This is a genomic window from Nonomuraea mesophila, from assembly GCF_004352805.1.
Taxonomy (GTDB): Bacteria; Actinomycetota; Actinomycetes; order Streptosporangiales; family Streptosporangiaceae; genus Nonomuraea; species Nonomuraea longispora.
Genome location: NZ_SMLD01000268.1, coordinates 1 through 8,163, shown reverse-complemented (window position 1 = coordinate 8,163; position 8,163 = coordinate 1). Strand labels below are relative to the sequence as shown.

The following is an 8,163-nucleotide window of genomic DNA, read 5'->3' as shown; positions in this document are numbered from 1 at the left end:
GAGGTGTATAAGAGACAGGACCGGCCGTGCTCGCCTGCGGTTGGGCCTGGGGCTGGACTTGAGGCTGGGGTTGGGGCTGCGGCTGGGCGTAGGTGTCGGAGCGGCGTCCGTAAGGGTCGGACGGGTACGGGTCCGACGGGTAGCGGTCGGGCCGGTGTTGCTGGTCCTGCTGATAGGGGTCGGCGGCCTGCGAGGGGAAACCCAGCGGGTCGGTGTTGACCGGCGCCTGGGATCGCTGGTCGCCGGGCATTTGGTAGACGGGTTCGTTCTCGACGTACTGGGGGCCGGTGAAGGGTTCGGCCTGCGGCTGGAGGTAATGAGGGCCGCTCATCGGGTCGGCGGTGTACTGCGGGCCGCTGAACGGGTCGCCGGTGTAGGCCTGCTGCGGGCCGGTCTGGTCGACGTACTGAGGGCCGGTGAAGGGGGCCCGCTCACCGTAGGCGGGGGTGTGTTGTTCCCTGGGAACCGCGCTCTCGCCGTAGGCGGCGGCGTGCTGCTGGGCCGCGCCCTCGCCGTAGGCGGGGGTGTGCTGGTCTCTCGGCGCCGCGCTCTCACCGTAGGAGGCCACCAGTTTGTCCTGGGGGGCCGGCGGCGCGCCCCTGGCCACGAGCACGTCGTTGGGCGACAGCGCCGCCGTGGGCCGGTCGTCCGGCTGCTGCGGCTGCGGCTGCTGCGGCGGTTGCTGAGCGTGCTGGGGCGGCCGGTGGTATTGGCCGGTGCCGGGGATGGTTTCCGGGCCCGGCTCCTGCGCGGGCACGGCCGGCTGCTCCCCCGTGGCCTCGGCGTAGCCGTCGTCGAGGGTGTCGAGCAGCCGCCCGACGTCCTCCATGGGCATGCGGAAGCTCGCCGTGCACATCTCGCCGCGCCAGAGGCTGAGCACCAGCGTGCCCTCATGCCACGTGACGCGGAGACACCGTTCCTGACCTCGCGCATCGAAGAAGACTTCGCCGAACGACGGCAAGGGGACAACTTCCGACATGGAGGACATATTGCTTTAACCAGCCTTTATTCGTCCACTCAACCCCGGAAAACCCTACGGGACCGGTCTTCCCACCTACACCGGGACTCCCTCTGGTCACGCTCGGAGACTTTCCAGCACCAGCTTGAGTCCCGATCGACCAGTGTGCCATGCGTGCCGTCGCGCCGATTCGTGAATGCCGGGATGCGTCTGGCCGATCACACCGCGTTCGGCGCGGCGGCCCCGGAATGCGGGTAGCGTTTACTGCCGTGCCGGACTCCCATCTCCCGTCAGTGGACGAACTGCTCAGCATCGCGGTCAACGCTCTCGGAGGGAGCGAACGGCAGGGCCAGGTGACCATGGTCCAGGCCGTGCGGAAGGCCATCGACGACCAGGCGCATCTGGCGGTGCAGGCGGGCACGGGCACCGGCAAGTCAGTGGCCTACCTCGTGCCCTCGATCCGCCACGCGATGGACAGCGAGAAGCCGGTCGTGATCTCCACGGCCACCATCGCGCTGCAACGCCAGCTCGTCGACCGCGACCTGCCGAGACTCTCCGAGGCGCTGGGCAAGGAGCTGCCGCACGAGCCGACGTTCGCCATCCTCAAGGGCCGCCGTAACTATCTGTGCCGCTACAAGGCGACGGCGGGCTGGCCCGAGGAGGACGAGCAGGACCAGCTCTTCGACCCGCGCGAGGTGAGCGCCACCGGCCGCATGGTGCAGCGCCTCCAGGAGTGGGCCGAGGAGACCGAGACCGGCGACCGCGACGAGCTGGTGCCCGGCGTGAGCGAGCAGGCGTGGCGGCAGTTCTCGGTGAGCGCGCAGGAGTGCCTGGGCGCCAACCGCTGTCCGAGCGGCGCCGAGTGCTTCGCCGAGCTGGCCAGGGCGCGGGCGGGCGAGGTCGACGTGGTGGTGACCAACCACGCGCTGCTCGCCATCGACGCCATGGGCGAGCTGCCGGTGCTGCCCGAGCACGAGGTCGTCGTCGTCGACGAGGCCCACGAGCTGGTCGACCGGGTGACGTCGGTGGTCACCGGCGAGTTGTCCGACACCTCCGTGATGCTGGCGGTCCGCCGGGTCGGCCGGCTGATCGAGCAGCCGATCGCCGACCAGCTGATGGAGGCCGGCGAAGACCTCAAGGCGCTGCTGGCCGCCGCACCGCCCGGACGCATCGACGAACTGCCCGAAGTACTCGGGCTGACCCTGGCACTGGTGCGCGACGCGGCCTGGCGGTGCATCACCGCGCTCGGCCCGCGCAACGCCGACAAGGACGATCCCGACAAGGCTGGGCAGCGCAAGGCCGCGTTCACGGCACTCGACGAGGTGCACGACACGGCGGTGCGCATGCTGGAGGCCTACGGGCACGCCTCCGAGGCCGACCGGGCCGAGGTGGTCTGGCTCGACGCCGGCACCGACCGCCGCCCGCCGATGCTCCGGGTCGCGCCGCTGAGCGTCAGCGGCATGCTGCGCGACAAGCTGTTCGGGGAGCGCACGGTCGTGCTCACGTCCGCCACGCTGGCGCTCGGCGGCACGTTCGACTCGCTGGCCGCCCAGTGGGGGCTGGGCGAGGGCAGAGGCTGGCAGGGCATCGACGTCGGCTCGCCGTTCGACCATCCGCGCGCGGGCATCCTGTACGTCGCCAAACACCTCCCCCAGCCGGGCCGCGACGGCCTGCCGCAGGCCTACCTCGACGAGATCGCCGAGCTGATCGAGGCGGCCGGCGGACGCACGCTGGGGTTGTTCTCGTCGATGCGGGCGGCCAAGGCGGCCACCGAGGCGCTGCGCGAGCGGCTGGACGTGCCGCTGCTGTGCCAGGGCGACGACTCCACGATGCTGCTGGTCAAGCAGTTCGCCGACGACGAGCCGACGTGCCTGTTCGGGACGTTGTCGCTGTGGCAGGGCGTCGACGTGCCGGGCCCGTCGCTGCGGCTGGTGATCATCGACCGGGTGCCGTTCCCACGCCCCGACGACCCGCTGACCTCGGCCCGGCAGCGCCACGTGGCGGCCAAGGGCGGCAACGGGTTCATGGCGGTCGCGGCCAACCACGCCGCCCTGCTGCTGGCCCAGGGCGCTGGCCGCCTGCTGCGCGCCCAGAACGACAGGGGCGTGATCGCGGTCCTCGACCCCCGCCTGGCCACGGCCCGCTACAGCGGTTTCCTCCTGGGCTCCCTCCCTCCGTTCTGGCGCACCACCGACCCCGCCATCCCCAGGGCGGCCCTCAAACGCCTCACGGAGACCACCCCCGGCGACTGAGCCCGCGAGCCGCCGCGCCCGGCTCATGGTGCCCGCATACCGCCATGCGCCCGGCCGGCAGGCCCAGATCCGCGCGCCCAGCGTCACGGCCGTGCCCGGTACACCGCCATGCGCCCGGCCGGCAGGCCGGCCTCCACGGGTCCGGCACCCAGCGTGACGGTGCTCGGTCATGGGTTCGACCACGGTGAGGGCCAAGAGCGCGCGCCGTGACGGCGGCCGGCCGGTGAAGGGTCAGAGTGCGTTTCCCTGGAGGGCCGTCAGCCACCCGCGGCGGGTGGCTGAGCCCGGCGAAGCCGTAAAACAGAAAAAGCCGCACCTAGGAAAAGCCGCATCAGCGGGAAAATCGCACCTAAAAAGAAGACAGATCCGGGCGCTTGGGAGAAACACCATCGCCGGAGGAGACGCCGCGGAGGCGGCGGGAGACCCAGGGCACCAGGTGTTCGCGCATCCACTGCGCGTCCTCGCGCCGTCGCGCCCGCGGGTCGACCGCGCGCTCCGGCCAGCCCTTGCGCCAGTCGTCGAACGGCACGCCCAGCACGTCGAGCACGCGCGCGGCGACCAGCCGGTGTCCGTCCTCGTTCATGTGCAGGCGGTCGGCGCTCCACGCCCGCCAGTCGCGCAGCCCCTGCATCGACCACTGGTCGACGAGCCGGCACCCGTAGAGGTCGGCGATGGAGCGCACGTGCAGGTAGAAGATGGCGAAGCGGCCGCGCAGGCGGCGCATCACCGGGGTGTCGCGCGGGTCGACGCCGGTGAACAGCAGCACGTCGGCGCCTCCGGCCCGCAGGTCGCGTACGGCCCGCGCGACCTGCTTGGCCATCACGTCGGGGTCGCTGCCCGGCCTGAGCAGGTCGTTGCCTCCGGCGCAGAAGCTGACCAGGTCGGGCGCCATCTCGACGGCCAGCGGCACCTGCTCGGCGACGATCTGGCTGATCAGTTTGCCGCGCACGGCCAGGTTGGCGTAGCGAAAGCCGGGGTTGTCGGTGGCGAGCCGTTCGGCCACCCGGTCGGCCCAGCCACGGTAGTGGCCGTCCGGCCCGGGATCGTTCAGCCCTTCGGTGAAACTGTCGCCGAGAGCGACGAAGGACTTGTAGTGCCTCATGAGGTCGTCTTCATCTCCGCGATAGCGTGCAGCGCAAGGACGTATGACTGTAGCCCGAAGCCCGCGATCGTGCCCGTCGCCACCCCGGCCACGACGGAGGTATGGCGAAACTCTTCCCTGGCCGCGGGGTTGGAGATGTGCACCTCCACGAGCGGGGCGGTGCGCTGGGCGATGGCGTCGCGCAGGGCGTAGGAGTAGTGGGTGAAGGCCGCGGGGTTGAGCACGACGGGGATGCGGCCGTCGCAGGCCTCGTGGATCCAGCCGATCAGCTCGGCCTCGTCGTCGGTCTGCCGGACCTCGACGTGTTCGCCGAGTTCGCGGCCGGTGTCGCGGCAGAGGGTGGCGAGGTCCTCGAACGTCTCGGCGCCGTAGACGTCGGGCTCGCGGACGCCGAGCCGGCCCAGGTTGGGGCCGTTGAGCACGAGGATCATGCGGAGATCTCCTTGTAGGCGGCTTCGAGCAGCTCTTCTGCGGGATCTTCGAGGCGGCCCGGCCGCGCGGGCCCGTCGAGCACGACGAAGCGCTGCTTGGCTCCGCGGTTCTTCTTGTCCAGGCGCATGTGGTCGCGCAGCCGGGGCCAGGCGCCGGCGTGGTAGGAGACGGGCAGGCCGACGCTCGTGAGGATCGACCTGGTGCGTTCGACGACGTCGAAGCGTCCGGAGAGCCGTGACAGCTCGGCGGCGTAGACCATGCCGATGGCGACGGCTTCGCCGTGGCGGATGGTGTAGTGCTCCTCGCGCTCGATGGCGTGGGCGAGCGTGTGGCCGTAGTTGAGGATCTCGCGCAGGCCGGACTCGCGCAGGTCGGCCCCCACGACGTCGGCCTTGACCTGGATCTTGCGCTCGATGAGCTCGCGGGTGTGGGGGCCGCCGGGCGTCGTGGCGGCCTCCGGATCGGACTCGACGAGCGTGAGAATGGCGGGGTCGGCGATGAAGCCGCCCTTGATGATCTCGGCGAGGCCGGCGATGTAGTCGGCTCTGGGCATGCCGGCCAGCGTGGACAGCTCGCACAACACCCCGGCCGGCGGAAGGAACGTGCCGACGAGGTTCTTGCCCTCGGGGGTGTCGATGCCGTTCTTGCCGCCGACGGCCGCGTCGACCATGGCCAGCAGCGTCGTGGGCACGAGGACGACCTGCACGCCGCGCAGCCACGTGCCCGCCACGAACCCGGCCAGGTCGGTGGTCGCTCCCCCGCCCACGCCGACCACGGCGTCGGAACGGGTCACGCCGTGCCGGGCGAGCGCGGACCACAGACCGGCGGCGACCTCGACGGACTTGGCCTGCTCGCCGTCGGGCACGGGCAGGTCGGCCACCTCGTAGCCGCGTTGCGACAGGGCGGCGGTGACCGGCCCGGCCAGATCGGGCAGGCTTTCGGGGCGGATGACCGCGACGGTGCGCGCCCCCGGTTTGAGCAGTGTCGTCAACTCGTCGTGCACGCCGGTGCCGACCACGACGTCGTAGGGGCTGTCGCCGCGTACGTGGATGCGCGTCGCGCTCATGCGGGCAGCCCTCTCGCGATCTCGTCGGCGAGCTCGGCCGGCTCGCGCTTGTCGGTGACCACGGTGGTCGCGGCCAGCCGCTCGTAGACAGGCCGCCGCTCCTCCATGAGCTTCTTCAGCTGGCTGCGCGGGTTGAGCACGAGCAGCGGTCTGGCCGAGCCGAGCCCGACCCGCTGCACCGCGTCGGCGAGCCCCACCTGGAGGTAGACCACGTGGTGGCCGTCGAGCAGGGCCTGGGTCTCCTCGTTGAGCACGGCGCCGCCGCCGAGGGACAGGATGCCGTCGTGCTCGGACAGCGCCCTGCGCACGGCCTGATGCTCCAGCTCGCGGAAGCGGGCCTCGCCGTCCTCGACGAAGATGTCGGAGACGGGTTTGCCCGCCACGGCTTCGACGTCGGCGTCGGTGTCGCGGAACCCGACACCGAGCCGCTCGGCCAGCAGCCGCCCGATCGTGGTCTTGCCCGACCCGGGAGGGCCGATCAGCACGACGATGCTCGCCGGTGGCTTTGCGCTCATTTGATCACCATGGAAGAGAGGTAGCCGGACAGGTTGCGCGCGACCTCCTCGACGGAGTCGCCGCCGAACTTCTCGAGCGCCGTGTCGGCCAGCACCAGCGCGACCATCGCCTCGGCGACGATGCCCGCGGCCGGCACGGCGCACACGTCGGAGCGCTCGTGGTGGGCCTTGGCCGCCTCGCCGGTCTTGACGTCGATGGTGGCCAGGGCCCTCGGCACCGTGGAGATCGGCTTCATCGCGGCGCTGACGCGCAGGACCTCGCCGTTGGTCATGCCGCCCTCGACGCCTCCCGCGCGGTTGGTGATGCGCCTGACGCCGTCGTCGGCGGTGTATTCGATCTCGTCGTGGGCACGCGAGCCGGGCCGCATGGCGGTCTTGAAGCCGTCGCCGACCGCGACGCCCTTGATGGCCTGGATGCCCATGAGCGCCCCGGCCAGCCGGGAGTCGAGCCTGCGGTCCCAGTGGGTGTAGCTGCCGAGGCCCGGAGGCAGGCCGTAGGCCAGCACCTCCACGACACCGCCGAGCGTGTCGCCGTCCTTGTGCGCCTTGTCGATCACGGCGACCATCGCGGCGCTGCCCTCGGGGTCGGCGCACCTGACCGGGTCGTCGTCGATGCGGGCCTGGTCGCCCGGCCCCGGCAGGGTCTCGGCCGGGGTCTCGGCCCCGCCGATGGAGGTGACGTGGCTGACGATGTCGACGCCGAGCGCCTGCTTGAGGAAGCGCCTGGCGACCTCGCCGAGCGCGACGCGGGCCGCGGTCTCGCGGGCGCTGGCCCGGTCGAGCACCTGCCGGGCGTCGTCGAAGCCGTATTTCTGCATGCCGGCCAGGTCGGCGTGCCCGGGGCGGGGGCGGGACCTCGGGGCGTTGCGGGCCAGCCCCTCCAGCTCGGCCGGGTCGACCGGGTCGGCCGCCATGACCTTCTCCCATTTCGGCCACTCGGTGTTGCCGATGCGGATGGCGACGGGGCTGCCCATCGTGCGCCCGTGACGCACGCCGCCCACGATCGTCACCTGGTCCTGCTCGAACTTCATCCGGGCGCCCCGGCCGTAGCCGAGCCTGCGGCGGCGCAGGGCCTCGTCGATGGCGGCCGTGGTCACCTCGACACCGGCAGGCAGGCCTTCGAGGACGGCGACGAGTTCGGGCCCGTGGGATTCTCCGGCGGTCAACCAGCGCAACATGACTCCAAGTCTTCCATGTACGGCCGGGTGGCCTGACCGGCGTTCACCAACCGAGACACAGCACGCTTAACGCCCCTAGCAGCATGAACGGGCCGAAAGGGAACTCGGTGTCCCGGGTCCCACGCTTCGTCACCAGGAGGGCGACGGCGTACAGCGCTCCCAGCACCTGCCCGGCGAAGGCCGCCACGATCAGCGCCTGCCAGCCCAGCGCCGCGCTCGTCATGCCGATGAGCCCGGCCAGCTTCACGTCCCCCAGCCCCATCGCGTACGGCCTGGCGAACCAGAGCACGCCGTACACGAGCGCCAGCGCCGCCCCGCCGGCCAGCGCCGCCGGCAGCTCCCCCGTCGGCAGGAGCGCCAGCGCCATGATCGGGTACGCCGGCAGCGTGATCGCGTCGGGCAGCAGGCTCGTACGCCAGTCGACCACCGCCAGGGCCACCCCGATCACGGCGAACAACGCGTACGGCGGCCCCACCCGCCACGCGGCGAGCGCGGTGACGGCGGCGCACACCACCTCGATGGCCGGCGGCCACGGGGGCACGGGGGTGACATCGTCGTCATAGGCGTCGGCCAGCGCCCGGATGGCGCGTCCGCACAGGAGTCCGAGCAGCGCCATGAGTGCGACCACGCCCAGACCCTAAACCGCCCGCCCCGCCCCCG

The 8,163-nt window shown here is 71.8% G+C and carries 7 protein-coding genes and 1 pseudogene; 1 reads left to right on the top strand and 7 read right to left on the bottom strand.

Features of this window, described 5'->3' with window-relative positions:
- Positions 1 to 979: pseudogene (locus E1295_RS45805) on the bottom strand (hypothetical protein); the annotation flags it as partial.
- Positions 980 to 1,206: 227 nt separating this feature from the next.
- On the opposite strand from E1295_RS45805, the gene E1295_RS45800 reads away from it, so the two are divergent.
- Positions 1,207 to 3,210 carry an ATP-dependent DNA helicase gene (locus E1295_RS45800; protein WP_132641323.1) on the top strand — a complete coding sequence of 668 codons (2,004 nt, stop codon included), beginning with the start codon at positions 1,207 to 1,209 and terminating at the stop codon, positions 3,208 to 3,210.
- Positions 3,211 to 3,559: 349 nt separating this feature from the next.
- On the opposite strand, the gene E1295_RS45795 is transcribed toward E1295_RS45800, so the two are convergent.
- Genes E1295_RS45795 through E1295_RS45770 form a run of 6 tightly spaced genes read right to left on the bottom strand, consistent with a single transcriptional unit; the run spans position 3,560 to position 8,131 of the window.
- Positions 3,560 to 4,312 carry an SGNH/GDSL hydrolase family protein gene (locus tag E1295_RS45795; RefSeq protein WP_132641321.1) on the bottom strand — a complete coding sequence of 251 codons (753 nt, stop codon included), beginning with the start codon at positions 4,310 to 4,312 and terminating at the stop codon, positions 3,560 to 3,562.
- Positions 4,309 to 4,743, bottom strand: coding sequence for a type II 3-dehydroquinate dehydratase (gene aroQ / locus E1295_RS45790; RefSeq protein ID WP_132519555.1), 435 nt, complete (start codon positions 4,741 to 4,743; stop codon positions 4,309 to 4,311). Before aroQ ends, E1295_RS45795 begins: the two co-directional genes overlap by 4 nt.
- Positions 4,740 to 5,810, bottom strand: coding sequence for a 3-dehydroquinate synthase (gene aroB / locus E1295_RS45785; RefSeq protein WP_132641318.1), 1,071 nt, complete (start codon positions 5,808 to 5,810; stop codon positions 4,740 to 4,742). The genes aroQ and aroB overlap by 4 nt, the downstream gene beginning before the upstream one ends.
- Complete coding sequence (locus E1295_RS45780; protein WP_132641316.1) at positions 5,807 to 6,325, bottom strand: shikimate kinase; 519 nt, start codon at positions 6,323 to 6,325, stop codon at positions 5,807 to 5,809. The genes aroB and E1295_RS45780 overlap by 4 nt, the downstream gene beginning before the upstream one ends.
- Complete coding sequence (aroC, locus tag E1295_RS45775; protein ID WP_132641314.1) at positions 6,322 to 7,503, bottom strand: chorismate synthase; 1,182 nt, start codon at positions 7,501 to 7,503, stop codon at positions 6,322 to 6,324. Before aroC ends, E1295_RS45780 begins: the two co-directional genes overlap by 4 nt.
- Before the next feature lie 43 nt (positions 7,504 to 7,546).
- On the bottom strand, positions 7,547 to 8,131 hold the full coding sequence (locus E1295_RS45770; RefSeq protein ID WP_132641312.1) for a prepilin peptidase: 585 nt from the start codon (positions 8,129 to 8,131) through the stop codon (positions 7,547 to 7,549).
- Positions 8,132 to 8,163: the final 32 nt, after the last annotated feature.